The organism is Leptolyngbya iicbica LK, assembly GCF_004212215.1.
Taxonomy (GTDB): domain Bacteria; phylum Cyanobacteriota; class Cyanobacteriia; order Phormidesmidales; family Phormidesmidaceae; genus Halomicronema; species Halomicronema iicbica.
In genome coordinates, this window is the sequence record NZ_QVFV01000002.1 from 767,579 (window position 1) to 793,778 (window position 26,200).

The 26,200-nt window shown below is 54.8% G+C and carries 26 protein-coding genes; 14 read left to right on the forward strand and 12 right to left on the reverse strand.

From position 1 onward, the window contains the following. Positions 1 to 17 precede the first annotated feature (17 nt). From rplA to rplL, 3 genes are all read left to right on the forward strand, one after another. Positions 18 to 734 (forward strand): 50S ribosomal protein L1, encoded by a 717-nt coding sequence (gene rplA, locus DYY88_RS10410; RefSeq protein WP_039728094.1) that lies wholly within the window; start codon positions 18 to 20, stop codon positions 732 to 734. Positions 735 to 1,006: 272 nt separating this feature from the next. After that, positions 1,007 to 1,573 carry a 50S ribosomal protein L10 gene (gene rplJ, locus DYY88_RS10415; protein ID WP_039728093.1) on the forward strand — a complete coding sequence of 189 codons (567 nt, stop codon included), beginning with the start codon at positions 1,007 to 1,009 and terminating at the stop codon, positions 1,571 to 1,573. Between the two features lie 72 nt (positions 1,574 to 1,645). Continuing rightward, entirely contained in the window at positions 1,646 to 2,053 is a 408-nt protein-coding gene (rplL, locus tag DYY88_RS10420) for a 50S ribosomal protein L7/L12 (RefSeq protein ID WP_039728092.1), read from the forward strand. Between the two features lie 162 nt (positions 2,054 to 2,215). On the opposite strand, the gene DYY88_RS10425 is transcribed toward rplL, so the two are convergent. Then, complete coding sequence (locus DYY88_RS10425) at positions 2,216 to 3,259, reverse strand: Gfo/Idh/MocA family protein (RefSeq protein ID WP_039728091.1); 1,044 nt, start codon at positions 3,257 to 3,259, stop codon at positions 2,216 to 2,218. 491 nt (positions 3,260 to 3,750) lie between these two features. Between DYY88_RS10425 and DYY88_RS10430 the strand changes: the two genes are divergently transcribed. Next, entirely contained in the window at positions 3,751 to 4,050 is a 300-nt protein-coding gene (locus DYY88_RS10430) for a ferredoxin (RefSeq protein ID WP_039728090.1), read from the forward strand. A 328-nt stretch (positions 4,051 to 4,378) separates the two neighbouring features. Here the strand turns inward: DYY88_RS10430 and tsaB are convergent, their stop codons facing one another. From tsaB to DYY88_RS10450, 4 genes are all read right to left on the reverse strand, one after another. Continuing rightward, positions 4,379 to 5,014: a tRNA (adenosine(37)-N6)-threonylcarbamoyltransferase complex dimerization subunit type 1 TsaB gene (gene tsaB, locus DYY88_RS10435; protein WP_039728089.1), complete on the reverse strand. Its 636-nt coding sequence runs from the start codon at positions 5,012 to 5,014 to the stop codon at positions 4,379 to 4,381. Beyond that, entirely contained in the window at positions 5,011 to 5,853 is an 843-nt protein-coding gene (locus tag DYY88_RS10440) for a pentapeptide repeat-containing protein (RefSeq protein ID WP_039728088.1), read from the reverse strand. The genes tsaB and DYY88_RS10440 overlap by 4 nt, the downstream gene beginning before the upstream one ends. Before the next feature lie 227 nt (positions 5,854 to 6,080). Further along, positions 6,081 to 7,961 carry a serine/threonine-protein kinase gene (locus DYY88_RS10445; protein WP_130199393.1) on the reverse strand — a complete coding sequence of 627 codons (1,881 nt, stop codon included), beginning with the start codon at positions 7,959 to 7,961 and terminating at the stop codon, positions 6,081 to 6,083. Next, the gene (locus DYY88_RS10450; RefSeq protein WP_039728087.1) at positions 7,958 to 8,968 is read right to left on the reverse strand and encodes an endonuclease/exonuclease/phosphatase family protein; all 1,011 of its coding nucleotides are present in this window, start codon (positions 8,966 to 8,968) and stop codon (positions 7,958 to 7,960) included. The genes DYY88_RS10445 and DYY88_RS10450 overlap by 4 nt, the downstream gene beginning before the upstream one ends. Before the next feature lie 104 nt (positions 8,969 to 9,072). Here DYY88_RS10450 and cax point away from each other — a divergent pair, with 104 nt between their 5' ends. After that, positions 9,073 to 10,194: a calcium/proton exchanger gene (gene cax / locus DYY88_RS10455; RefSeq protein ID WP_039728085.1), complete on the forward strand. Its 1,122-nt coding sequence runs from the start codon at positions 9,073 to 9,075 to the stop codon at positions 10,192 to 10,194. A gap of 60 nt (positions 10,195 to 10,254) precedes the next feature. Here the strand turns inward: cax and DYY88_RS10460 are convergent, their stop codons facing one another. After that, the gene (locus tag DYY88_RS10460; protein WP_052288532.1) at positions 10,255 to 11,919 is read right to left on the reverse strand and encodes a hypothetical protein; all 1,665 of its coding nucleotides are present in this window, start codon (positions 11,917 to 11,919) and stop codon (positions 10,255 to 10,257) included. 112 nt (positions 11,920 to 12,031) lie between these two features. On the opposite strand from DYY88_RS10460, the gene moaD reads away from it, so the two are divergent. Further along, on the forward strand, positions 12,032 to 12,283 hold the full coding sequence (gene moaD / locus DYY88_RS10465; RefSeq protein WP_039728084.1) for a molybdopterin converting factor subunit 1: 252 nt from the start codon (positions 12,032 to 12,034) through the stop codon (positions 12,281 to 12,283). Positions 12,284 to 12,436: 153 nt separating this feature from the next. On the opposite strand, the gene rbp is transcribed toward moaD, so the two are convergent. Next, complete coding sequence (gene rbp, locus DYY88_RS10470; protein ID WP_039728083.1) at positions 12,437 to 12,712, reverse strand: RNA-binding regulator; 276 nt, start codon at positions 12,710 to 12,712, stop codon at positions 12,437 to 12,439. A gap of 365 nt (positions 12,713 to 13,077) precedes the next feature. Between rbp and DYY88_RS10475 the strand changes: the two genes are divergently transcribed. After that, positions 13,078 to 13,722, forward strand: a complete 645-nt coding sequence (locus DYY88_RS10475) for a TVP38/TMEM64 family protein (protein ID WP_039728082.1) — start codon at positions 13,078 to 13,080, stop codon at positions 13,720 to 13,722. A gap of 151 nt (positions 13,723 to 13,873) precedes the next feature. On the opposite strand, the gene DYY88_RS10480 is transcribed toward DYY88_RS10475, so the two are convergent. The 3 genes from DYY88_RS10480 to DYY88_RS10490 form a co-directional block, all read right to left on the reverse strand. Beyond that, positions 13,874 to 14,632, reverse strand: a complete 759-nt coding sequence (locus DYY88_RS10480) for an ABC transporter ATP-binding protein (RefSeq protein WP_039728081.1) — start codon at positions 14,630 to 14,632, stop codon at positions 13,874 to 13,876. A 3-nt stretch (positions 14,633 to 14,635) separates the two neighbouring features. Further along, positions 14,636 to 15,229, reverse strand: coding sequence for a hypothetical protein (locus DYY88_RS10485; protein ID WP_044151325.1), 594 nt, complete (start codon positions 15,227 to 15,229; stop codon positions 14,636 to 14,638). 140 nt (positions 15,230 to 15,369) lie between these two features. After that, entirely contained in the window at positions 15,370 to 16,383 is a 1,014-nt protein-coding gene (locus DYY88_RS10490) for an MBL fold metallo-hydrolase (protein ID WP_052288531.1), read from the reverse strand. Between the two features lie 437 nt (positions 16,384 to 16,820). On the opposite strand from DYY88_RS10490, the gene DYY88_RS10495 reads away from it, so the two are divergent. From DYY88_RS10495 to DYY88_RS10520, 6 genes are all read left to right on the forward strand, one after another. Continuing rightward, positions 16,821 to 17,147, forward strand: coding sequence for a hypothetical protein (locus DYY88_RS10495; RefSeq protein ID WP_130199394.1), 327 nt, complete (start codon positions 16,821 to 16,823; stop codon positions 17,145 to 17,147). 74 nt (positions 17,148 to 17,221) lie between these two features. Further along, positions 17,222 to 17,554, forward strand: a complete 333-nt coding sequence (locus tag DYY88_RS10500) for a YtxH domain-containing protein (protein ID WP_039728079.1) — start codon at positions 17,222 to 17,224, stop codon at positions 17,552 to 17,554. Between the two features lie 25 nt (positions 17,555 to 17,579). Then, on the forward strand, positions 17,580 to 18,191 hold the full coding sequence (locus DYY88_RS10505) for a hypothetical protein (RefSeq protein ID WP_130199395.1): 612 nt from the start codon (positions 17,580 to 17,582) through the stop codon (positions 18,189 to 18,191). 252 nt (positions 18,192 to 18,443) lie between these two features. Continuing rightward, positions 18,444 to 19,268, forward strand: coding sequence for a TPM domain-containing protein (locus tag DYY88_RS10510; protein WP_039728078.1), 825 nt, complete (start codon positions 18,444 to 18,446; stop codon positions 19,266 to 19,268). Between the two features lie 73 nt (positions 19,269 to 19,341). Then, entirely contained in the window at positions 19,342 to 20,385 is a 1,044-nt protein-coding gene (locus DYY88_RS10515) for a glutathione S-transferase family protein (protein WP_044151324.1), read from the forward strand. A 228-nt stretch (positions 20,386 to 20,613) separates the two neighbouring features. Further along, positions 20,614 to 21,216 carry a hypothetical protein gene (locus tag DYY88_RS10520; RefSeq protein WP_130199396.1) on the forward strand — a complete coding sequence of 201 codons (603 nt, stop codon included), beginning with the start codon at positions 20,614 to 20,616 and terminating at the stop codon, positions 21,214 to 21,216. Between the two features lie 126 nt (positions 21,217 to 21,342). On the opposite strand, the gene DYY88_RS10525 is transcribed toward DYY88_RS10520, so the two are convergent. After that, on the reverse strand, positions 21,343 to 22,134 hold the full coding sequence (locus DYY88_RS10525) for an NYN domain-containing protein (RefSeq protein WP_039730154.1): 792 nt from the start codon (positions 22,132 to 22,134) through the stop codon (positions 21,343 to 21,345). A gap of 180 nt (positions 22,135 to 22,314) precedes the next feature. Here DYY88_RS10525 and DYY88_RS10530 point away from each other — a divergent pair, with 180 nt between their 5' ends. After that, positions 22,315 to 25,302: a glycerol-3-phosphate acyltransferase gene (locus DYY88_RS10530; protein ID WP_039728077.1), complete on the forward strand. Its 2,988-nt coding sequence runs from the start codon at positions 22,315 to 22,317 to the stop codon at positions 25,300 to 25,302. 68 nt (positions 25,303 to 25,370) lie between these two features. Here the strand turns inward: DYY88_RS10530 and DYY88_RS10535 are convergent, their stop codons facing one another. Further along, positions 25,371 to 26,096 (reverse strand): aspartate/glutamate racemase family protein, encoded by a 726-nt coding sequence (locus DYY88_RS10535; protein ID WP_039730153.1) that lies wholly within the window; start codon positions 26,094 to 26,096, stop codon positions 25,371 to 25,373. Positions 26,097 to 26,200: the final 104 nt, after the last annotated feature.

Sequence of the window (26,200 nt, forward strand, 5' to 3'; positions counted from 1 at the left end):
CCCAAGGAGATAAAACCGTGGCTAAGAAAGTCTCTAAACGACTGAAAGCGCTGTTGGAAAAAGTCGAAGACCGCCCGTATGAACCGCTGGAAGCATTGACATTGCTGAAGGAAACGGCAACAGCCAAGTTCCCAGAATCAGCTGAAGCTCATATCCGGCTCGGCATTGATCCCAAATACACTGACCAGCAATTGCGGACGACAGTCATTTTGCCCAAAGGCACTGGCCAAACCGTGCGCGTAGCCGTGATTGCCCGAGGCGAAAAAGTCGCCGAAGCAACTAATGCCGGGGCTGATCTGTCGGGTTCTGAAGAACTGATTGATGATATTCAGAAAGGCATGATGGACTTTGATGTCCTCATCGCTACGCCAGACATGATGCCCAAAATCGCTAAACTGGGTCGTCTGCTGGGGCCGCGTGGTTTAATGCCCTCGCCCAAAGGCGGCACGGTGACAACCGACTTGCCCACAGCCATTGAAGAATTCAAGGCGGGTAAACTCGAATTCCGGGCTGATAAGAGCGGCATTGTGCATGTGCAGTTTGGCAAGGCAGGCTTCGATCCCCAAGATTTGCTCATAAATCTGAAGGCGCTACAGGAATGTATCGACCGCAACAAACCGTCGGGTGCGAAAGGGCGGTATTGGCGGACGCTATATGTCTCTGCTACAATGGGGCCTTCGATTGAAGTAGACATTAGTGCTCTGCGTGACTATAAGCTAGCAGAGGCTGAATAGGTTTGGTTTTTTGTCGTGATGTGGGATGACGCTACGGATACAAATTCTTTTCCCAATTGAATGAGTAACCGAAGACAGTAGGCATTTGTAAGTCCTGCCGAGGTTCAGATGAGCTTTTGCTGAGGTGATAGCTGCTTAATGCAGTAATTTCCTTTGCCATGCTTCTGAAGCCTCGGTATTTACCGGGGCTTTTTTGCTGCTGAATTCATCCCGATCAAGGCAAAAAGCTGATTGACGACTGGCTCTCAACCCAACAAGGAGGTGAGACCGAAATGGGTAGAACGCTCGAAAACAAGAAGGAGATTGTCGCTGAGTTGCAAGAGCTTTTGAAAGAAGCTCAATTGGCCATGGTGATTGACTTTAAGGGTTTATCTGTGGCTCAAATCTCTGACTTGCGCAATCGCCTGCGAGAAAAAGGCGCAATCTGCAAAGTGACTAAAAATACACTGATGCGGATTGCTGTCGAAAACGACGAGAATTGGCAGCCCATGACGCAGTTCCTTAAGGACTCGTCAGCATTTTTGCTGGTTCAGGATGATTTGGGCGGCGCAATTAAGGCTTACAAAGCCTTCCAAAAAGACACTAAGAAGACTGAACTTCGCGGTGGCGTGATGGAAGGGAGGGCCTTAACAACTGCTGACCTAGAGGCCATTACTGAATTGCCTACCAAAGAGGAACTTATTGCCCGCATCGCCGGAGCGATCAATGCCGTTCCGACCAAGCTGGCAGTGGGTACCAATGCTGTGCCGAAAAAATTGGCCGTGGGTATCAAGGAAGTTCCATCTTCCCTGGTGCGTGCCATCAAAGCCGTTTCCGAAAAAGATCAAGACGCCGCATAGTCGGTCTTGGTTTTAATTTGTCCAATTGTTTCGTGACTGGTTTGTTCGCGATTTGTACTTAGGAGAGACCTCATGTCTGCAAAAACTGATCAAATTCTTGAAGAACTGAAATCTTTGTCCCTGTTGGAAGCTTCTGAGCTGGTTAAGCAGATCGAAGATGCGTTTGGTGTTGATGCATCTGCTTCTGGTGGTGGCGGCATGATGATGATGCCAGGCATGATGCCCGGTGCGCCTGCTGGTGGTGACGCTGAGCCTGAAGAAGAAAAGACCGAATTTGACGTGGTTCTGGAAGACGTCCCCGCTGACAAGAAGATCGCCATCCTTAAGGTGGTGCGCGGCTTGACTGGTTTGGGTCTGAAGGAAGCCAAAGAAATCGTCGAGTCGACTCCCAAGGCCATCAAGGAAGGCGTCTCCAAGGATGACGCTGAAGATGCGAAGAAGCAGCTAGAAGATGCCGGTGCCAAGGTTGCGCTTAAGTAAGACGCGATCGCACATCACGCATATCTAACCCCAAAACCGCCACAACGATTCCTCGTTGTGGCGGTTTTTTTGTGCAAGAGCGACGATGAGGATTCCTCCGAGTTCGCTACCGCTAGATTCATTGACTGGCTTGGCAAGATAATGACGCTACGGGCTTCCAGATTATCCAGGAGTCAGGGTGGCGCCTGGATAAGGGGCTGTTACCTGGACCGGGGTGCCGTTTTGAGCGGCGGTCTCAGCGGCGGCGGCAACTTGCAATGCGTATAGGCTTTCCTGCGGCGTGACGTAGAGAGGGGTGCCGTCAATGAGAGCATCGAGGACAGCGGCGGTGTCGCGGGCAAAGAGCCCGCGACGTTTCCCTAGCTCAATCGTGGTCTCTTGTTCATCAGTCAGTAACATGCCCTGATCGCCGTCAAACACGATCGCGCCCTGATCGCCTTCTACTTCCATCCAGCGTTGCGATCGCCAGGTTGCTTCCCCTTTGGCATACAGCAACTCAGCCATCACCCCACTGTGAAATTGAAATTGAGCGAGGCAGCGCAATTGACGATAATAACCGCTGTCGTCTGAGGTGGCTGGCGCCGACTGAATTTGACAAGTCACTGATGCGACCGCGCCAAACAAATTCGTTAACCGATTAATGCGAGATAACGCGCCAGTCAGCGGAAATCCAAACTGCTCGGTATTGTACGTCCACTTTTGGGGAGTAGGTCTCTGAGGAACGGCTGTGCAGTATCGCACATAGCGTGGGATGCCGATTTGGGGCAAATGCGCCAGCATCGCCTGGTGTAGACCGCCTAATAACTCAATATGTTCGATGTGTATGAATTGCTGGCGTTGTTTGGCTAAATCGATCAAAGCCAATGCCTCAAGGTCGGAAAGCGCCAGGGGATACTCCACCACCACAAATTTGCCAGCCTCTAAGGCTGCTTTGGCGACAGCGCTATGGTCGCGGTTGATGTTGCAAATAAATACGCCATCCAGTTCGGGTTGCTGTACTAACGTTTGCCATGTGTCGAAAACTTGAGGAATCTCATGGGTCGACGCAAAGGTATGAGTCTTATCGGGGTGATGACCAGTGACCGCTAAAACTTCAGCACGACTTTCGGCGGCGATCGCTGTTGCCCGTGCTTTGGCGGCAAACCCGGTGCCCACGATACCAACCCGGAGCGATCGCCCGAGATTAGCGAATGATCCTAATGTCAAGCGACTATTCCCCTACATAATTCTGCTGGACATTCCCGATTCTAAAGTGTTTGTGGAAAACAGTGAGGGTTGACAACCATAGAAAATTTACTGTCGAGAAGAAAGGCCTAAATTAACACCATAGAGTGACGAGGTGGACTATAAGCAGAGTTTATAGGATGTTTAATTTATGATAAAAACTGCCGTGAGTTTTGTCCTGTCAATCGTAGCTGTTTTAGCGATTGGGAAACCTCAAAAGGCTTGCGGTGAAAGGATTGAGAGGAATTGAATCTCGAGTATTGATAAGACGAAAAGGGAAAAGCTGTTCTTTCGATTACGAATCCCATTCAATCGTAAGGAGGATTTTTCCCACAGGCTACAGGTTTTCCCTTAGTATCAATCATGAAGGCAAACTTAAATTAACTGAGTTCTGCAAAATTTTAATGATGCGGTTCGTACTGAAAGGGTTTGCTTTTGCAACAGTTCCCAATTTTTGTTGAGAGGATTGCAATATGGCATCTTACAAAGTGACTTTGGTCAGCGAAGCCGAAGGCTTGAATACTACGATCGAAGTGTCTGACGACGAATATATTCTCGACGCTGCTGAAGAACAAGGTATTGACCTGCCTTACTCCTGCCGTGCCGGTGCATGCTCTACCTGTGCAGGCAAGATTACTGCTGGTAGCGTTGATCAGTCTGATCAGTCCTTCTTGGATGATGACCAGATTGAGTCCGGCTTCGTTTTGACTTGTGTGGCTTACCCCACATCTGATTGCACTATCGAAACTCATAAGGAAGAAGACCTGTATTAAGGTTTTGCGACCCCGTTCGATAGCAATCATATTCAAAAGCGAGGAGCTACGGCTGCTCGCTTTTTGTATGTTTGAAATTATGGCCAGTAGTTTTGGACGGTAAATAGCTCGGACAATCGTAACGTCAGTACGGGATCAGAAATCCCTGGCATGATCTCCCCGCCGAGGACTCAAAGTCCTCGCGAATGGGCCGCGCAGCTTAAGCCGAACTCAGGGGATCGTAGGCTGTCGCTAGGGTCTGAATGCCGTCCCGGCAATCCACGCGGCTTAAATCTCCCTCGGGCTTCTGAAATAGTAAGGGGGTTGCAATAGCCGGTGTAAGGTTGGCCTAAGCCTGGCGAACAGGATGTTGGCCATAAAACGGTAGCACGCTAGACCAAGGCGGGCGATCGCCGGTTTGCCATGATTGCTGTGCCAATGACAATACCCCCGAGACGGTGTGGGCCAGTCCTTCTTGGGCAGCAATATAGTGATGTGGCATCGTCCAGTGCTTTAGCTTGGCTTCCCAGCCTGCCTGGGAGTAAAGGGTTTCGGGCAGCACTGGGGCAATGACAGGCGGCTGAGCCTGATAAATGGCACCAAAGATTTCGCCTCGCTGGGCTCTGAGTGAGACGGCAATCTGGTCAAGCCCTTCAGGTCGGGAAGGTGCAGTCAGTTGATAGTGTTGAGCGATCGCGGCAAAACTCGACACGCCGAACAAGGGAACCTGCAACTGCTGGGCTAAGGTGCGTGCGACGACAACGCCAATGCGGGTGCCAGTGAAGCCACCAGGCCCTTTGGCTACAGAGAGATAGGCAATATCTGACCAGGCATACGGCGACAAAAAATCTGCCAGGCAGTCATGTAGATAGGCGGTTAAGTCACGCCCCAAAGGCCAGACCTGCGATCGCTCAGTGCCCTGCTCAAAATCATGTAGCGCTAGGCCCAGTTCTGGGCTGCTAGTGTGAATCGCGAGCCCAATCATGCGTCCGAACGCACCGTGCCATCGGGCATCACCGTATCTTGCAGAGTAGCCCCTTCGAGAACGGCCCCCTCGAGATCTGCATCCTGGAAATTGGTGCCCGTCAGATCTGCACCGCTAAAGTTCACTTTGTTTAATTGAGCTGAGGTCAAGGAGGCAGCAGCGAGATTACTGCCCAACAAATTCGCTTCCTGCAAATTTGCATTGGCGAAGTTGGCCTGGCTCAAATCAGCCCGGTTCAAACGAGCGCCCTTTAAGTTAGTGCCAGCTAAATTGGCCTCATTCAAGACAGCACTCAATAAGCGGGCATCTTCTAAATTGGCCTCACTCAGGTTGGCTTTGGCCAACTTCGTCCGCTGTAGCTCCGCTCGCTTGAGATTGGCTCCGCTCAGGTTAGCGCCTGACAAATCAGCCCGGCTCATTTCAACGCCGATTAAACTCGCTTTGCTAAGGTCGCATTCGCTGAGATTCACATTCGACAGGTCAGAACGGTTGAGATTGACCCCTGACAAGATTGCTTTACTCAGGGTCGTTTCGGCCAGATCAGCTCCCAGTAAATTGGCTCCGGTGAGGGTCGCTCCGGTCAGGTCGGCTTTATTCACATCGGCCCCGCTGAGGTCGGCCCCTGAGAGATTGGCGCCTGACAAATTGGTGGAAGAGAGGGTCGCGCCAATAAAGTTGACTCGCGACAGGTCGGCTCCGCTCAGGTTTGCCCCGGTCAGTACAGCATTACTCAAGTTGGCTCGGCTGAGATCGATCGGTTCGTCTGCGGCCGACTCGCGCCACTGATTCCAGCCGTCTATGCCTGCGCGCAGCTTGGCAAGTTGTTCTTCATTGGCCATATTGCGGTTTCAAGCTCCCTTGATATATGTACTGCAATGGCTGTGAGGCACCAAAGCTGAGTCGGCTGACCGTGGTGCCTCATGGCTCAAGGCAATGTCTCGGCTTTGTCTCATGGGTGATTGCAGCAACTAGCACCCTGTTTCAGCGTCCATCATGACATACTTCACCGCTGAGTCAGTCATGATTCTGGAACTCTGGCGGCACCCGTCGGTCTACCTTCAGCGGTCTAGTCGCTTGGGGTGCGATGGGGACCCAACTCGGGCCAAGTCCATTGCGCTAAGTGGCCCGTTGGGGTGAGGCTGAGAAAACTGCGATCGCTCCCCACTGATTGAGGCTCAGACTGTAGCGCCACGATCGCCCCATTCACCGTAGCTGTTTGCAGGAGCTGGTAATGCGCTGTCTCGGGGGCGTGCTCCTGTCTATGGCGAGCCCATAACTGTAGTTGCCCGTCTTGACTACCTGCTGCGATCCACGGCTGGGTGGAATGGGCGAGTAGCGATCGCACCGGCAAATAAAAGCCCGCCGCTTTTGCCGTGTGAAACGTCCCTCCCGTTTGGGGACACCGCCAGCGTAAGGTCACATCCCAGCCTGCCGTCACCAGCACCTCATCGTCGGGCAGCCAAGCGATCGCTGTGATCGCCCCCGGTTGCTGGCTGAGGGTTCGCAGCAGAGTTTGGGTAGGCCAATCCCACAGTTTCAGGCTGCCTTGGCTGTCGCCGCTGGCTAAAGTTTTGCCGTCATGGCTAAAGATGAAGCTATTCACTTTGGCAGAGTGGTCGCGCCAGCTGCCTTGCCACTGTTGCGTTTGCCAATGCCAGCGATGAATGTGCCCCGACTCATCGGCCACCAGCAGTCCGTCGCCCGTAGGACTGAACAACAGATGGGCGATCGCTCCGTTCAGCTGGGTGAGCGGGCGAGGTTGCCAGCGATCCGATACCAATTCCCAACGATGTAATTGCCCTTGGCGATCGCCGCTCACAAAAATTGGCTGTTGGGGATGGGCGGCGATCGCCGTGATCGCCTGCGGCCACTGGAGGGATGTGCCTGGAGTGCGGAGTGAACCCAGAGATCGCGTCTCCAACCTGCCATTCGGGGTCAACAACACTAGCTGCTGGACAGCGGGAATCACCGCCATATCCTGACCGACTAGCTCCGCCTCAACCTCAGTCGAGGCGGACCACGAACGCGGCTTGGCTCTACTCTGGGGAACGGGATCCGGTGGGGTGGGGTGGGGCATCCCCAGGCTAGCCATCACGGTTGCGACATCGGGCAGGCGATCGCGCAAGGCTGGCTGCACCATCTGGTCAATCAGAGTTGCCAAACTGGGAGCCACATCGGGGACGATACTGCGCCAGTGCCAGCAACCGTTGACGCCATCAAACAAGTCAAAAGGTTGCAACCCCGTGAGCAAATGTAGACAGACAACCCCGAGGCTGTACACATCGCTGGCGTAGGTCGCCTCGCCGCGCAACTGCTCCGGCGCGGCATAGTCGGCACTCCCGATGAGCGTGCCGGGTTGGGCCATTTGAGTCGCCGTTACGGGTTTAATTGCGCCAAAGTCTACCAGCCACCAGTCCACTTGGCCGGGCGGTTGCCGAAAGTTGCTGGGCTTGATGTCGCGGTGAATCAGGCGATTTGCATGCAAATAGTGCAAAATCGGCAGCACATTCCGCAAAAAAGCCCGCACTTCATCGCTATCGAATGGCCCCATTTTTGCCCGTAGCCGCTGCTCCAGGTGAGGGCCGACGAGGAACTGCTGCACGAGGAACTGCTGCTCGCCCCGTTCAAAATAGGCAAATAGAGCGGGAATTTGGGGATGATGGCTAGCGATCGCCAAATGCTCCACTTCACGACGAAACCGTTCCGCTGCCTTCGCTTTGGCCAACACAGTTTCGCCCTCGGGAGTGAACTGTTTGATTAAACACTGCGCCCCGACCAACGTGGCGAGATCGCGCCCCACAAACGTGTGACTATTGCGCCCCACCCCCAAACTAGAAACCGCCTCGTAGCGATCGCCCAACCGTAACCGCCAACCACAGCTCTGACAAAATCGATGACGATCCGGATTTTTCGGCGCGGCACATTGGGGATTCAAACAATGCATCATTTCAACCGCCAGCGCATCCACAGAGGCAAATGATCCGACGCTTGCCCCGCTGCGGTGATCACCCGGGCCTCCAGCAATTCCAAGCTGGCTGGCGTGTAAAAAATATAGTCCAGCTTAAATTCGGGACGATCTGAAGGATAGGTGGCCTGGGCGGCGTCACTGAGTTGGGCTAGGGGCACCGCTGGCTCAAACACAGTCGAGTCCAGCACCGTCTGAATGGATCGCGGCGAGCCCTCCGCATCCCGATTTAAGGCACTGTTAAAGTCTCCCAGCAAGATCACCGGATGTCGTGTGGCATAGTCTTCGGCCAGGGCTAATACGACCTCGGTCTGCGTCTGTCGCGTGGGGCGATCAAACGCCTCCAAATGAACATTAATCACTACTACGGCTTGCCCGTTTAGCTCGATTTGGGCCACTTGCGCCAGTCGATCTAAATACAGCGCGTTGTAATAAAACGGTTTGCTCGCGACCTTTGACAGCACGATACGCTCTTGCTCGACAATGGGCCAGCGGCTCAGAATGGCCTGCCCTGAGAGCATTTGTCCAAAGTGGACGGCGGGCGGCCAATAGGGAAACGGGACGTAGCGCTTGTCCCAGTTGATGGCGATCGCCCGTTGGGGATACGCCAACGCATCGCCCAACGCGGCCACCTGATCCACCTGATAAGAGCGGCGAGACTCCAGGTCGATTTCTTGCAGCGCCACAATGTCGGGATTCAAAGGAGCAAGGGCGGCGATCGCGGCTGCCAAATTCGTTTCATATAAGCTGGCCGCTGGCCGCACCGCCTGGTTATTGGTCAACCCCGACAGATAGCCAATGTTATAGGACACCACTGAAAACTCATCCGTCTCAGCACTGAGCGGATAGGCATCATTCACCACAATCTGGGCATACTCGGACTCCGACAAACGTCCCGCACTGGCCCAGGCAAAGAAGAGCGCCAAGCCCGCCAGGCTCCCACCCAAGACAATCAGTAGCCCCAATCCCAATCCGGTTAGCCGATTCATGCTGTGCCTTACTCACCTTGCCGAGAAACCGTTAGACGCTCACAATAAGCGGCAGCCAGCCAACGAACTTTGGTATTCTGACACCTTCATTCCCTTGACTCGCCATGTCGATCAAAAACCTTATCTTTTACGGCTTCCTCGTTTTCGTGCCCATTTCCTTCGCGGCCCGCTTTTTAGGCTGGGGCGAGCTCGTGGTCTTCATTACTGCCGGCTTGGCAATCATTCCCCTGGCGGGTTGGATGGGCACCTCAACCGAAGAGATTGCCGTAGTTTTAGGACCATCGTGGGGTGGCTTGCTAAACGCGACCTTTGGCAATGCGACTGAATTGATCATTGCCCTCATAGCCCTGAATGAAGGGCTGGTCAGCGTCGTGAAATCCAGCATTGTCGGCTCGATTATCAGTAACCTGCTGCTCGTGCTGGGTCTCTCCATGCTGTTGGGGGGCATCAAATATAAAGAGCAAGACTTTCAGCCCGTAATGGCCCGAGTCAACGCCTCGGCGATGAACTTGGCCGTGATTGCTATTCTGTTGCCGACTGCCGTGGGCTTTACCTCTGCCACCGTGCCAGAAATCACGCTACAAAAATTGTCAGACTCAGTGGCGGTCATTCTGATTGCGGTCTACGGGCTCACGCTGCTGTTTTCTATGAAGACCCATACCTATTTATACGATGTGGGCACGGCTGAATATGAGTCAGAGGCAGATGCACCCAACACCTTGGCCGAAGCGGACGAGTCTGACCATGCAGACCATGCCCCCAACCTCAAAATCTGGATTCCGGTGTTGGTTGGGGCCACTCTGATCGTGGCAGTGGAGTCGGAACTGTTGGTGAATGCCCTCGAACCCGCGACGGAGCAACTGGGCTTGTCACCCCTGTTTACCGGGGTGATTTTGTTGCCCATTATCGGCAATGCGGCGGAACATGCCACTGCCGTCACCGTGGCAATGAAAAACAAAATGGAACTCTCGGTGTCGGTGGCAGTCGGTTCTAGTATGCAAATTGCGCTGTTTGTTGCGCCGATTTTGGTGCTCGCAGGCTGGGTGCTCGGCGAACCGATGGATCTCAGTTTCGATGCGTTGGAATTAGTGGCGGTAGCGGTGGCGGTGTTAATTACCAACTCCATCAGCTCCGATGGCCGTTCAAACTGGCTCGAAGGGATTTTGCTCTTAGCGACCTACGCCATTCTCGGCTTTGCTTTTTACTTCCGCCCCATCGTGAGTTAACGCCAAGTTGGGGACTGCGGCAGTCACTCCAGTCCCCAGAAGATGCCTCATTGCGGCAGTTTAGCGTTGTGCCAACCAGCGCTGCGTCAGGGCAAAGATCGCGTGGCGGTTTTGCCGAACCGCAAAGTACAGATAGACCCCGAGCAAGACCCACAGACAGAGGTGACTCAGAGTGCTGTAAGTGTTGATGATTTGCTGATCGCTCCATCCCGCCGCGCTCAAGTTATTCATGTCGCCGCTGGATTCACCGCCCCAGAGCGAGCCCCAGGGAATCGATGCCTGGCCCCGATTAATCTGTTGCCAGAGACCAAATTGTCCCCAAAAGGTGAAGGCGGCACCCACCACGACGGGATAGCGGTAAAAGTCCCACCGAAAGTACTCTGGCAGCGGAAAGAAAAAACTGACCATAAGCAAGGTGCAGAGATAGAGTTCGCCGCCAATGCCGCCAAAGGACAGCAGCGTTTCGAATCGATAGGCCGGCAGGAGCCAGGTAAACCAAAACTGAATCACAGCCAATACGACCGCCAAGACCATCGGCCAGCGTTTGCCCTCGCGTCGCCCCACCCAAAAGAGTAGCCCTAGCAGAATCAGAATGCCGAAATAGACAAACAGCGATCGCTCCAAATCCACATTGGTCCAGCCGATGGGGAGGGGAATCGCTCGTCGCCCGGCCAACCAAGCAATGATGGCGTGCCCAAATTCGTGGAACCAAATTTTCACCCCAAACAGCATGGCATTCACCAGGGGCAGAGCATTCATGAAGATACCCAGCAGCATCAATGTGGGAAAAACGATGGCGCTGACGTGGCGATTGTTGAAGGACAACACATCGGTGTCGTCTTTGCTCGCGGGGGGCGGTAGGGGGACTTGGCGTTTCCAGCCGACTTTTTGCGCGCTGACCAAACCGTAAACTTCAACTTGGGTAATCTGCGTCAACCCCAGAGCTTTGAGATCCTGCTGGGCCAGCAGCGTATAAACGCTGGCAGCAGCTCGGTTCGGATTTTTGGCAGCTGCGGGTTTGAGCTGAATCTGCAAACGGTCGTCTTTAACGCGGGCGGTGCCATCTAGGCCGTGAGATCGCAGCAGTTGAACGAAAGCCCCCAGGTCAACGGCAGTCGATTCCGAAGCCGCTTCCTCAGAGGCCGCAGTGGGCGATGGCTGGAGGTGTCGTTTGAGCAGGGCATGGGCCGTTTTGAGTTGGGCGATCGTTCCGCGATCTCCCTGGCTCAGTAATTCGGCGCGGCGGTGAAAGTACGCCTCATCCACCTCTTGCGCGGTCGCGTCAGAAGTGATCCCCAAGGTCGCGAAAGCCTCGTCCACAAAAGTCGCCGGGATAGCAGTAGCGGCAGCCGGAGAATGTCGTGAAGGCTTAGCGGCAGATGGCTGCGGTGGCGAGTCAGCGGCGGTCACAGGCGGTTCATCCGACTCCGTGCCCAAGAGGGCGATCGTGTCTTGCCAGCCGATGCCAGGCTGATCGGTCAAGGTACAGTGAATTTGCACCACACCAATGGTGTCGATCTGCAAGCGCTGAATGCCGCGACGAATGGTGGCGACAACGCGAGATTGATCCGGCAAGGGCTTACCGACCAGGTGCAGCACCAGACGATAGCTTTGGCGTTCGGCAGTAACGGTGATGCCCTGTTTGGCAAAAGCCTGGGTCAAAAGTTGGGCGATCGCGTCTGCATCCCCAGCCTTAGCTTGTTCAATCAGTGCCGCTGTTGACATAAATCACCTTCCAACGCCTGGTTTTAGGGTGCCCAGATGGGTGTCAGGTGGTAGCGTACAACAAGCGTCTGACGCTTGGCCTGTCCTCATCCCGCTTCCTGTTTTACTTGCGATGTCTATCTCGATTACGGTCAAATTGTTTGCAGCATACCAAGATGCCTATGGTCAGCCTGAAGTCAGGCTGGAACTCCCGGCAGGAGCAACGGCAGCTGAGGTGCGCGATCGCCTGATCGCCGAACACCCGGAACTTGCACAGTGGCGCGACTTGACCCGCTTTGGGGTCAACCTGCAGTTTGTGGAGCCTGATACGCCCTTGCAATCAGGGGATGAAGTGGTCTTGATTCCCCCAGTAAGCGGCGGTTGATGGTTCGGCCAGCAGGGCTACCGTGTCCCGCGCTGGCAAAAAAGCTCATATACAAAAAGTACAAAAAGGTTCAACCCCAATGGAGCTGAACCTTTCAAAATCGAATTAGGCTGACCACGACCTTAGGCGCAGTCAACCAATGAGTGCAATCGCTTACCGACTAGCAAAGCTGCGGTTGTTATTACGCTCACGAGGACGGGCTTTGTTAACCCGCATGTCGCGCCCCATCCACTCAGCACCGTCCAGAGCCTCAATGGCTGCATCCTCTTCGGACTCAGCACCGAGCTCAACAAAACCAAAGCCACGCTTGCGACCGGTTTCGCGATCGGTAGGTAGCTGCACGCGCTTAACTGCACCGTATTCAGCGAAGACTGTGGTCAAGTCTTCTTCGGTGACGTCGTAAGACAAATTGCCTACATAAAGAGACATAGGTTTTCTCCAAAATTTAAGGAATATCGAGAGTGAAATTTCGGAGAGAACTTTGCCAACGGAAAACGTGAAAAAATCGTTCGTACCTGAAACAAAAACTGCAACCGAATCTACTAATCTCACCCAGAATACTAACACCTTCTTCCCGGAGGTCAGCAACCCCTTCCTGGTGTCGCGCCCCGAAAAGTGTGCAAAGCTTAATATTTTCCAACTTCCACGTCTTAGCATTTGGCACACTTGACGCGATCATCCTGATGCGGATGCCCCTGAGCGTACGCTGCCCAAGGAGACAGTATTACCCAATTGTCACCAGCTCATCCCTCACGATCGCGACGTTTAACAACGCGGTCTCAATATTTGAAGTCATGAAAACGCAACGTTTACTCAAGGTTCTACAGTTTGTCGCCGTTGTGGTGTTGATCGCTGCCGCCGTTATCCTGATTCAGCGGTTTGGGGTCGCCCAGTTGCGATCGCAGGTCGAGCAGTGGGGCGTCTGGGCACCGGTGGGCATCTTTCTGCTGCGCTTTACGAGTGTGGTGATTCCGGCTCTGCCCGGCACCGCCTATGCCATTTTGGCTGGGGGACTGTTGGGCTTTAGCAAAGGCATTGCGGTCATTTGCGTGGCGGATCTCTGCTCCTGTTCCCTCAGCTTTTGGCTGTCGCGCCGATACGGCCGCAATTTGGTCAAACGGCTGGTGGGGGACGGGTTTATGTATCGCATCGACAACTTTAGCCAGCGCCATCTGGAACGCAACTTTTTTCTGCTGACCGGATGCCTCATGACCGGCTTCTTTGACTTTGTTTGTTACGGAGTGGGGCTGACCAAGGCTCCCTGGGGGCGTTTTGTACCGGCTTTGGTGATCAGCATTGCGTTGTCTAACCCGCCATTTGTGGCACTGGGGGCGGGCATTTTAGAGGGCGGCGCTCGGTTGCTCGTCTTTGCGCTGCTCGGCGTATTTGGCTTAGCCGTCGTGACCTATCTTGTGCAACGGGGCGACGCGAAAGCTTGACCAAGCAGGGGTGAGGGGCCTCGAAAGCGTTTGTTCGCAGGATTATTAGTACTGCTCAGCGGAGGTTTGCATACTATTCGTGACGAGCAGAGGGGCTGGGGGGCAAGGGAGAACGCAACCGGAAGGACATCGTTATTGCGGCCATACAGAACTAGAAAGCTTCATCGGCGTCGCCCCATTCGTCTCGGGCTTGAGCATCGGCCTGGATAAAGGTTTGCTTGAGGGTGGCCCAGTTGATTTGTGGTGCCGGTTGATCGAGCTTGAGGCGACCCTGTTCAAGATAAAGGACGCGATCGCCAAAATCTTGGACTAAATCAAGCTGATGGTTGCTCATCATCACGGTCAGCGACTGCTCTCGGATCAAGGTCTGAATGACTTGTAAAATCCGGCTGGCGGCCCCGACATCCAGGGCTGAGGTGGGTTCATCTAATAACAGGAGTTGGGGTTGGGCGACCAAAGCGCGGGCGATCGCGACCTGCTGCTGCTGCCCCCCAGACAGCTGCAACTCGGTTTTCTCTAACCAGGCTTGGGGAATTTGCAGCCGTTCCATCACTTCGCCGACCCGGCGATCGCGATCGCGCGGTGCGATTTGCTGCAACTCTAACGGGTAATGCAGCGCTTCTTTGACCGTCATCCCCAACAATTGGCTGTGCTGCCCCACCAAAATGACCCGCTGCCGCAGTTGTCGTACGGCGATCGCCGTTAGCGGCTGCCCCGCCAAATACAGCACTCCGCTGGTGGGACTGACCAAACGATTCATCAGCTTAAACAGCGTCGTTTTTCCCGCACCCGCTGGCCCCACTAACGCCACAAAAGTTTGAGATTCAACACCGAATGAGACTGAGTCGATCAAGGGACTGCCATCACGACTCTGCAAGGTGACTTGGTCTAATTGGTAGAAAGAGGGCAAAGGTTAAATCCCCCCGGCCCAGTGGGCCGCCGTCCAGATCGTCCAGCTATCGATCAGCAGCAACAGCAAGCTAAAGACCAGCAAAATCAGATACATCCAAGGCTGCGCCAGCGATTTCACATCCCTGGTATCGATTGGGGTATGGGCTTCGACATAGCGCAGCAGTTCGGCAAAGCCCGCCACCCGCATGGGCAGCAAAAATGCCTGCTGCTGGCGATCGCTGGTGAAGTAATAAACCAGCCCTCCCTGCCCCGTCGACCGGGGTTTGAGGGCTGTGATTTCCTCCCAGGTCAGGTGCCACTGGCGGCGCAACAGCCAGCGAATCCAGCGGGGATAACGCACGGTGATCCCGTTCGCATCGACCTCTACTTGCTCGCTCAATCCGCCGTACAGCAAGATGCCACCGATGACGATACCCAGGCTCAGCACAGTAGAGGGCACCGGTGCCTGAGTGACATCGGCCAAAATCGGTAGCGGGATCGTTAACCCGACATAGAGCAACAGCAACGTAATGCGGATTAAAGGCGACACCCGAAACCGCCGCAAATCATTACTCGGCAAGGTGTCACTAACAGATATCGTCAGAGGTTCTGGCATAGACCAATGGGCAAAAGTAAGACTGCGTTTAACGTATTTTGACACTCATTACGAGGTAAAGGCTGCCTCCAATGCAGCTAGACGAGGCCACGGCTGAACGCAGCGTTTTTGACGGCATGACGCATCCATTGCCTAGAGCATCAATAGGCCCGGCAGCCAGCGGTGCAATGTCCGTCACCATCAAAGGCGATCGCCTCGCCGCTCAGAGGTATATAGACTGGAGTGTCTGTCGCCTCAATGAATTGCGCCGTTTTGGTCTCTGGTAATAGTTCGCCATTCCCAGTGGCGGCCTCGTTGGCATGAGAAGCAATGACTGCAGTAGGGTGAATCAGCTCGTCAATTACGTAGGCGGCTTCGCGGGGACCCGTGGTAAAGGTGTCGCCAATATTCATCACCACGAGTTCAGCACCGTACTGATTCTTCACAACGGTTTCTTGCTCCGCCGTGACGCCGGTATCGCCCGAGAGATAGACCACCAAGCCATTGGTAAAGGTAATGACGTAGCCTGTCGGCGGCCCCACATAGGCATTTAACCCGGCGGCGCTGAGCTGTTCTCCCAGTTCGCCCTCAATAAAGGCACCGCTCAGACCGTTGGAATGTACCGCTGGCACGGTGGTGATGCTGACGCCGTCGACCTGGCGCGAGGCACCAAAGCGCACCAATTGCACTGAGTCTGGATCGCCACCCAACTTGCCAATCTTATTCGCCAAAAATCCGGCGATTTCGCTACCAACAACGATGCGGGCGTCTTTGCCCATGGCAATGTCCACGCTGTTGGAGTTCGGGATGCTGGGAACATCCGTCTGCGGACTAGCACAAGTCCCGGCGTTGACCGTGGGAATGCGTTGATCGCCCAAATGATCACCATGCACGTGGCTGATCAACACCACATCAATGTCGCCCAGCCGGGGATCGTCGGCCCCAGCTACAGTTCTGCCAGCGTCATAGAGCAGGCGAACGCCAGTGGGATCTTCGAGCATGAGGGCGCGATCGCGGGCGCAAAACTCGCCATCATGACTGCCCAGCGGCGTAATCGTCACGGCCTCAGCGGCAACGGCGGGCCGAGTGCCGGGGCTGCTGACAGAAACCCCAAGCACTAGCGCCAGCACCAGCGCCACACCCACCACAAAGCTGGGCCAACGGAAAACTGACATAGCAAGAAACTCGTTAATTGATACGTTCCTTAAAGTACCGGATCTGATTAACCTCGCCAGCATCCCTCACTACCGCAGCACCGGGCCATCGCTGAAGTTTGACGCTGTATCTGTAGGACCCGCGTGGCCGCAAGCATTGACAATCGAACTGAACTGCCACCGGCTATGGACGATTTTGCTCTACATCGCCCTGGCAGCAGGGCAAGAGTATGACCTGATCACCGTCGAAGTTCGCGAACTGGCGGGGACAATCCCGAATGGGGTTTCGCTCAAACCAATCACAGACGGATCGACCAAAAAACTCAGACTCAGCGAAAAGCGATCGCCCTCGTCTTCAGCGCGATCGCGGCGACGTGAATTCAGCTCAACGCATCAGAAAATTCTCGGTAGGGGTTACACTGCAAACGACAGGCAAGCCCGTCTTTGAGGAAGTGACCATGATCCAACTGGTGATTGGACTAAATGTAGCGATCGCCCTCATGGGTTTTGTGCTCGCATGGCGATTGTGGCGACTCAAACAAACCCTAACCTCAGCCACAGTAGCGCTCGACAGTTTAGAGCAAGAGGCGCGGGGGGCGCTGAGTCCAGATCAGGCCCCGGCCCAACTAGCCGAAGGTCGAGACGCGATCGTATTGGCCCGCACTCGCTACCGTCGATTGCGGCAACAGCTACAGCAGCTACAGCAAATCTTTGGCACGGTTGTCGTGGTTCTACGATGGGTGCGACGCGTTCGTTTCCAACCTCGTCAGATTGAAAATCAGTGATTAAATAAAGGGCATTGCGCCATGATTTGACCGTCATCGTGCGAGCCAGCCATGGGTGAAAAGGAGGAAGTCGAGTGTCAGAGAATAAATCTGGAGCGTTTCTGGGAGGAGTCGTCATCGGGACGGCCATTGGTGCCGTTACCGGGCTGTTAGTGGCACCTCGCCCCGGCAAAGAAACCCGGCAATTTTTGCGAAAGTCTGCCGATGCCTTGCCCGAAATTGTGGAAGATTTAGCGACTTCTCTGCAACTACAAACTGGCCGCCTTTCCGAAGCGTCGCAGCGCCGCTGGGAAGATACACTCGGACGCTTGCGGGAAGCGATCGCCGCCGGGCAAGAAGCCTCACAACGCCAATATGATGACTTGGTGGCCCAGGAAGAAGCACCCACCAGCGATTACGACAACTAGCTGTGATGGCCGTTGATGGTGCGTTGTGAATAATCCGGTTCTGTGGTTGTGCCTCTCATTTTTGCTGCTGTCGGTCAGTTTGACGGCAGTCTTTGTGGTATTGGTACCCGCCGTTGTGGAGCTCAGCCGTGCCGCCCGCAGCTTTGAACGACTCTGCAATACCCTCGATCGCGATCTGCCGCCCACCCTGGAATCTTTGCGCCAAACCACCGATGAAATCGCTCGCCTCACTGACGATGTCAACAGTGGGGTAAAAAACGCGGGTCGCGTGGTGCAACAAGTTGATCAGAGCGTCACGACGGCGCGAATTCAGGCCAAACGCGCCCAGATCAATACCCGCAGCCTCATGGCCGGGTTGGGAGCCGCGTGGACCACATTTAATCAATCAACTGAATCGCGGAGCGATCACCCCCACCCGCCTCGAACTCCGAGGCCCCAATCGGCCTCAACTCACTCTTCAAAGGACACCACCCGAGCTTCGACAACTGCTGGAGATCGCATTCCCCCTGTCGATGACACAGTAGTCTCTGAATCCTCCCTCAGAGCTGAACGGGCCACTTCCGCAGTGGATGAAAAGACTCAGCATGAGCGCGATCGCCCCAACTCTGTAGCATCTGGTGACGATCCGACGGCCTAGGATGCTCCCTCTTCTGCCAACTGAGCTTGACCGCCGCCAAGGGCCGCAACTGTAGGATTTTGGCAGCGAATCAGAGATTCACAGATCAGCAATTGAGCCGCCGGCATCGACGAGATCTGGCGGCTTACCGTTTATGCCAGGTTTTCTGAGAATCAGGTGATTCATCCCTTAGAATAAGGTAAACATCTGTAAACAGATGAGGACTCGTGCTAAAAGAGTTCTCATGAAATTAAGGATTCGCGCATGAGAGTTATGGTCACGTCCACGGCTGCTTGGGTCAAGCAACATTCGCTCCGGTGGGTCTTGGCAATTTGGGTCGGGTTGATGGGCTGGAGTCTCGCGACACCAACAGCTTTGGCTTATGACAACCCTGACCTATTGCCCGAAGAGCCCACCTTCATTATTGACTTGGCCAACTCTCTCAGCTCGTTTGAAGAAGAACGCCTGAACGATCGCATACAGACCTTTGAAGATGAAAGCGGCTGGAAGCTGCGGGTGCTCACTCAGTACGATCGCACCCCTGGGCGTGCCGTCAAAGAATATTGGGGTTTAGACGATCACAGCGTTTTGCTCATCGCGGATCCTCGGGGCGGCAATTTGTTGAACTTCAGCGTGGGTGATGCGCTGTTTGACCTGCTACCGCGCACCTTTTGGATTGAACTGCAGACCCGCTACGGCAACCAGTTCTTTGTGCGTGACAACGGCGAAAACGGGGCCATTCTTGAAGCGCTCGGTTCCATCGAAACCTGCTTAAGACAAAACGGTTGTGCCGTCGTTCCCGGTTTGCCCCAAGAGCAATGGATTCTGACGCTAGTGACTTCGATTGTGGGGGGCGTGATTGGCGGATTTGCTGCCCATCCTCGCAAACCCGGCCAAGTCATCGCCTGGCAGTGGGTGCTGATTTTTTCGCCGCTGTGGGGCATCTTGTTCTTTGCGTTTGGGGTGGGCCCGGTCGTCACGCGCACCAGCGACTGGATTCCGCTTACGCGCAACGTGGCCGGCTTTGCCATTGGCTTTTTGGTGGCATACTTGACCTCCACCTTACGAGACGATTCTTCCTCGCCTTCCGAAACCTAGACTGTTAAGGCTTACAACAGGGCGGCAGCGTAGCAAAGTCAGCGCAGTAGATTGTGGAAAAAGGCTGCGTTCTATGGCTCGTCCCAAAATCAAAGCAAGTCTGCCGCCAGGGTTGATTGTGCAACTCGGCAAAACCGTCTGGCAGACGATGTGGCAAGTGATGATGTCGCGGCTGGCTCCCAGTGATGATCAGGGCGCATACACGCGGCCGTCCAGTGAGTTTCGCCACGTTGTCAGTGCAGACGGGGACTATCCACCCGAGTCGGGTCGCTATCGACTGATTGTGGGTATGGGCTGTCCCTGGGCGCATCGTACCCTGGTGACTCGCGCCTTGAAAGGGTTGGAAAATGTTATTCCCCTCTGGCGGGTGTCGCCATCTCCCAACGAGGGATTCTGGCTATTTGACAACCCGGGATCGGAGTGGCGATCGCTGCCAGAACTGTACCAAACTGCACAGGCAGGCTATTCGGGACGCAGCACCGTTCCCGTCCTGTGGGACACGCAAACCCGCACAGTAGTGAACAACGAAAGCGCAGAAATTATCAAGCTGCTCAACACGGCGTTTAATGAGTTCGCGACAAATCCGGACTTAGATCTCTATCCAGTCGATTTGCGAGAGGCCATCGATCGCTGGAACGATCGCATTTACCACGCGGTGAATAATGGCGTTTATCGCTGCGGCTTTGCCCGATCTCAGACAGCCTACGAGTCGGCCTGCCAGGAATTGTTTGACACCTTGGATGTGATCGACCAGCAGTTAGCCACGCAACGTTATCTCTGTGGCGATCGCCTGACCCTGGCCGATGTACGGTTATTCCCGACGCTGTTTCGGTTTGATGCGGTATATCACGGGCTGTTTAAGTGCGATCGGCAGCGACTGCGCGACTATGCCCACCTCTGGCCCTATGCCCGTGACCTTTATCAACAGCCCGGAGTCGCCGCCACCTGCGATCTCGATACCGTCCGCCGTGACTATTACGGCAACCTGTTTCCCCTCAATCCGGGGGGCATCATTCCGGTGGGGCCAAATCCTAAAGCGTGGAAAGCTCATCATCAGCGACACCTCATTTGGAACTCTAATTCCCAGGTTGATTCTTTCAGAAAACAAAATTCTTGAGAACTAGCCACACCTTCGAGATTGATTATTGGCCGGTAATCATAACGTTCAATTCCAGTAAAAAAGCTCGTGCGAATCAGAGGATCTCTACTCAAAAGGGACACAATCTATTTCCTTATCAATAAAAATAAAAAGTTTAATTTTGTTAACTTTTCGGTTTCAGCAGTCAGGATATTTGCTCTTTGATTAAAATTGCTGAAAATTCAGCTGTTAGTGTGGTGCTGTAGAATGATTCCACCTGGACATCATTTAAAGACGCGATTAGAAAAAGATGCCCCTTCAAAACCTAAGCCAGATTTAACTTTTATTACTGTCAGAACAACAATTATTAGTATCTCCATAGCGTTAACAATTTCCATTCCCATAACGATCAAGTTATTTGAAAGCCTTCTTGAAAACCTGGTCATTAATCTCGGGGAACAGTCATCTGATGAAATTCCAGACCCATTGCCTGAGGCAACTCCAGATACGCCACCTAAAGTAACTTTGGATTCATCGCCTAAAGTAACTTTAGACCCACTGCCTGAGGTGCCTCCAGAATCCTCTGAACGCTTCAGTCAGAATCGAGTTTGTATTCCAAACTCCTGCAATGGAAAATATGCAGGAAGCGCCAACTTTCGTGAAGCGCCTAGTTTATCGACTTTAGTTATAAAAGGAGTGATTCCAGTGGGCGAGTGCGTATTTTTGACCGGGAATACTGCTCATGGTGATAACGTAATTTGGCATGAAGCTATTAACGAAACTTTCTTGAGGCGCTCCCTGGAAACTGCAGCCAAAAATCAGTTAAGTGCAAACCAGCTAGGGTGGATTGCCGATTGTTTTATCGAGTAACACAGAGATAGCATTGGCTTACAGTTTTACTGCTGAGTCTATAAAGGTTCCATTTGTGTCATGAGTTCTTTTTTGCTCCTATCTAGTGGCAAATGTGGTTCTCGATTAGTCGAATAAAGATGTCCTCTATCCGTACTGTTCTGGCAGCAGACGCACCATAGTTTTGCCGTCCAGCTCTTGCACTTCAAACAGGGCGGGATATTTTTTGTAAAAGCTGGCCCAACGATTCACGTTGTAGGCGGCTTTCACGATTTTGCGCTGGCTCAGATAGGCCCCAATCGATTTCACATCGGCCCAGCCTGAAGCTTGCTGATTTTGCTTGATGGCATCGGAAAACACCTTGAGTGGCAACTCATCGATCGCCGGAGCTGACTCTACCACCGTCAAAGAAACTGGCGCACTCGTGCCCCCATTCGTCCCCATCGCGGGGGCAATGCGTTTGCCACCATTGCTAGTCAAGGGGCTGAGCACTGCCGCTTTGGGCGCATCATCTAGGGGAATAAATTCCGTGCAGGCTTCTTGAAAGGCGATGGAGGCAGTTTTGACGCGGCCAAAGCCAAACACTTTAGCCCCTGAGGCTATGAGTCGCACCACCAGCGGCGTGTAGTCACTATCCCCAGCCACGATGCCATAAATCTCTGGCCGCATGGTTTGCAGCAAATCCATCGCATCGATCGCGAGGGCAATATCCGTCGCGTTTTTGCCCGTCACATAGTCAAACTGCTGAATGGGGACGATCGCATGTTTATGCAAAATTTTGGCCCAGCCTTGCAGGTGATCCTTTTTCCAATTGCCGTAGGCGCGGCGCACTCGAATCGTCCCCAACCGACCGATGCGTTCAAACACCAGTTCAATCTTGGAAGCCGGAGCATTGTCCGCGTCGATCAATAGCGCAATTCGCGGGGTCGAAGAGTCCATCGCAGTCGCATCGCCAATCAGCACTCTCAATGTACCCGGGCATTCAGATTGTGAGTCATTAAAAAATGTTGTTATCGCCGTTATTGCCAGCGCGATCGCCCTTTTTGACCGATGGGCAGAGGCACCACCTGAAGATCGCGTTACTGTATCGGTGATGATCGACGCTCAAGCATTGGGAAAATGACATTGCCGACACCTGTAGCCGCTGGGGGACTATGTGCGATCGCCTTTGCGATTGGCGGGTTGCCGATCATCGCTTGGCTGGTGCAGGGCCTAACGAAGCAAAACTTGGCGACCCTCGGCACGGGCAACATCAGCGTCTCGGCGGCGTTTTACCACGGGGGCACGCGGATCGGCCTGTTGGCCGTGTTGTCGGAAGCGCTGAAAGGCATTGCTGTGGTGCTGCTGGCGCGATCGCTGTTCCCTGGGGTCGAGGCGTGGGAAATCATGGCGCTGATTGCGTTAGTGTTAGGTCGCTTTATCGTGGGGCGCGGGGCAGGCACCACTAATGTGGTGTGGGGCTATGTGGCCCATGACTGGGTAATTGCGGCCACCGTCTTCGTCTTGTCGGGCATTCTATTTTCCGTCGTGCGCCAGCGCCAGTTCGCGCGGCTAGGGGTGTTGGCCATGCTCCCCATTTTGGAGGCGGTGCGGCGACCCGAGCAGCCGGGAGCGATCGCGGCCGCGACCGTCCTGAGTCTGTTGATTGCGGGCATTTATCAGCTACTGCCCGACGACTTAGCCCTGGCTGCCCCCGCCCCTACTGACAACTCTCGTAAGATGTTCCAATACCTGAGAGGACGGGATGTGATTGGGTCACTCAACGACAAACCCCAGGTCGCGCAAATGGGCCACAAGGCCGCGACGCTGGCGCAGCTCAAACAGGCGGGCTACGCCGTGCCCAGGGGCTGGGTGTTGCCCATGGGGGCTGCCGCGCGATCGCTGATTCAGCATTTGGAAAAAGTCGAGCCGGAGCCCTGGCAGCAGCGGTGGATTGTGCGGTCGTCAGCGGTGGATGAAGACAGCTTGGAAGCCTCGGGGGCGGGGCAGTACGAGTCAATTGCGCAGATCACCGATGCGACTGGACTAGAAGCAGCGATCGAGCAATGCCGAGCCGCCTACCATCGGGAAGGAGCTGTGCAATATCGCCGCGATCGCGGCCTCGCCGATCAAGCAGGGCTGGCGCTGTTAGTGCAGCCGCAAATTCAAGGTCAATATTCTGGTGTGGCGTTTAGTCGCGACCCAGTAGAGCCCGGTGCTGCCGTTGTGGTCGAAGCCCTGGCGGGCGGAGCCGACCAAGTCGTGTCGGGGCAGGTCACCCCAGAGCAGTATCAAGTGACGGTGTCGGAGACCGAGGTAGAGGCGATCGCTCCCGGTGACCTCGCCACCCTGCCGACTCCCCCTGCTAACGATGCCGCCATCCCGTCGGCGCTCATTCAACAAGTCGCGTTGTTGGCTCGCCACCTAGAGCGGCACTATCACGGCATTCCCCAAGATATTGAATGGAGCTTTGACGGCGAGATGCTGTGGCTGCTGCAAGCCCGCCCCATCACGACCCTGCCCCCGATTTGGACGCGCAAAATCGCCGCCGAAGTGATTCCCGGCGTCATTCGGCCCCTGACGTGGTCGATCAATCGCCCGCTCACCTGTGGCGTCTGGGGAGAAATTTTCACTATCGTGTTGGGGTCACGGGCCACCGGGCTCAATTTTGAAGACACGGCAACGCTGCACTATTCCCGCGCCTACTTCAACGCCACGCTGCTGGGCGACATCTTTCGCCGCATGGGCTTGCCCCCCGAGAGTTTGGAATTTCTCACCATGGGGGCCAAATTCAGCAAACCGCCGATCGCCAGCACCCTGAAAAATGTGCCCGGTCTCCTGCGGCTGATCAAGCGAGAATGGACCTTACTGCAAGACTTCCAGCAGGACGATCGCATCAACTTTATCCCCACCCTGACCCAACTTGCAAAACAGCCCGCTTCGAGCCTCAGCGTTGAGGAATGCTTGAGCCGCATTGAGCTGATTTTGACCCAGTTGAATCGCGCGACCTATTACAACATTCTGGCTCCGTTAGGCTTTGCCCTGCGCCGCAGCCTGTTCAAAATTCCGGAAACGGCGCTGGATCAAAGTCAGCAGCCCGAAGTTGCCTCCATCCAAGCGGTGAAGGGATTGGCAAAGACCACCCGATCGCAGTCCCCAAAATTGGTGGAACAAATATCCGCGATCGCTGCTGATCAGTCCCCCGATCAAGTGTGGACGGCATTAACCCAACTACCCGACGGTGAAGCGGTGAGCCAGCAACTTGACGCGATCGCCCACCGCTACGGCTACCTGAGCGAAGTGGGTACCGACATTGCCGTGCCCACCTGGTACGAAGATCCGCAGCCGGTGCGCGACTTGTTTTTGCAATTCTTACTGTCGCCACCGACCACCAACAGAGAGCGCGACCCCGAGACTAGCGAGTCTTCTACCAACCAGACCGGGTGGCGATATCGCCAGGTGCAGCCGCGCCTTAATCTCAAAGGCAGGGTCGCGGAAGTCTATCTGCGATTGCTGGCCGAACTGCGATGGAGCCTGTTGGCCCTGGAACAAGCCGCGATCGCTCGTACCCTAATCGACCAGCCAGGGGATACCTTCTTCCTCACCTACCGCGACCTCAAAACCGGGTTAGAAACCCAGCAATCAATGCAGGCATTAGTCGCCGAGCGGCGATCGCAATTTGCCCAACACGAAGCATTTTCCTCGGTGCCGTTTGTGGTGTACGGCGACGACCCACCGCCCGATCCGTCCAACAGCGCGACGACTCAGCCGCTACAAGAAGGCGTCTTGCAGGGAATTGGGGCCAGTGCCGGACAGGTGCAAGGCCCCGTCAAAGTGCTGACCTCCCTCAAGCTGACCGAAAAGCTCGCACCGCAGACGATTCTCGTGGTGCCCTACACTGATGCGGGGTGGGCTCCGGTGCTGGCCCAGGCAGCAGGCTTGGTCGCCGAAGTGGGGGGGCGCTTATCTCACGGGGCGATCGTCGCGCGGGAATACGGCATCCCTGCCGTGATGAATATCGAGCAGGCCACCCAGCAGTTTCACGACGGGCAACTCATCCGTTTAGACGGTCGTACAGGAACGGTTGAAATCTTATCGCCCCCACCCCAAACCGATAACGGTGGTTGAATTTCCCCAGTTGACGGGCTCTGATTGATGCTCGCCAAACCGCTGGCGCTGGCGGGAGCCCAATATTCTCATAAGCCTGACGAGTCTGAAGTTAGGGGCGCATCCGCCAAGGCATATTCCACCGCCGCTGCTGCGTGGAGCGCGGTCGTGTCAAAGAGAGGGATACTCAGGTCGGCGGCGTTAATCAGCAAAGTGATTTCGGTGCAGCCCGCAATGATGGCTTGTGCCCCCTGCTGTTGCAGTTTATCGATGAAGGCGAGATAGGCATCACGAGAGGTCCGTTCGATCATGCCCTGGCAAAGTTCGTCGTAGATGATGCGGTGAATGACGGCGCGATCGCTCGCCTCAGGCACGAGCACGGTTAACCCATGTCGCTCAATCAGGCGATGTTTGTAAAAGGTCTGCTCCATGGTGAACTGGGTACCGAGCAAACCGACAGTCTGAATGCCCTGAGCCGTGATGGCAGCGGCAGTGGCATCAGCAATGTGCAAAATCGGGATGTCAATGGCGGCCGCGATCGCGGGCACGACCTTGTGCATAGTGTTGGTGCAAATGACGAGAAATTCCGCGCCCGCTAATTGGAGCGATCGCCCCGCCTGCGCCAGCACAGCCCCAGCCGCTTCCCAGTCGCCCTGACGTTGCAGCCCCTCAATCTCGTGAAAGTCCACGCTGTGCAGCACAATCTTGGCGGAATGCAGCCCCCCCAGTCGCGCTTTCACCCCTTCATTGATGAGTTGATAATACGTCACCGTACTTTCCCAACTCATGCCGCCCAGTAGCCCAATCGTTTTCAACTTGCTGCCTCCGCAAATCTTTTTACCTTTGCCCAATCTGACATACGCATCAGGTTTCTAAACTTACTGAATCAAGCAATGCCAGCCTCTAACACGCTGAACAG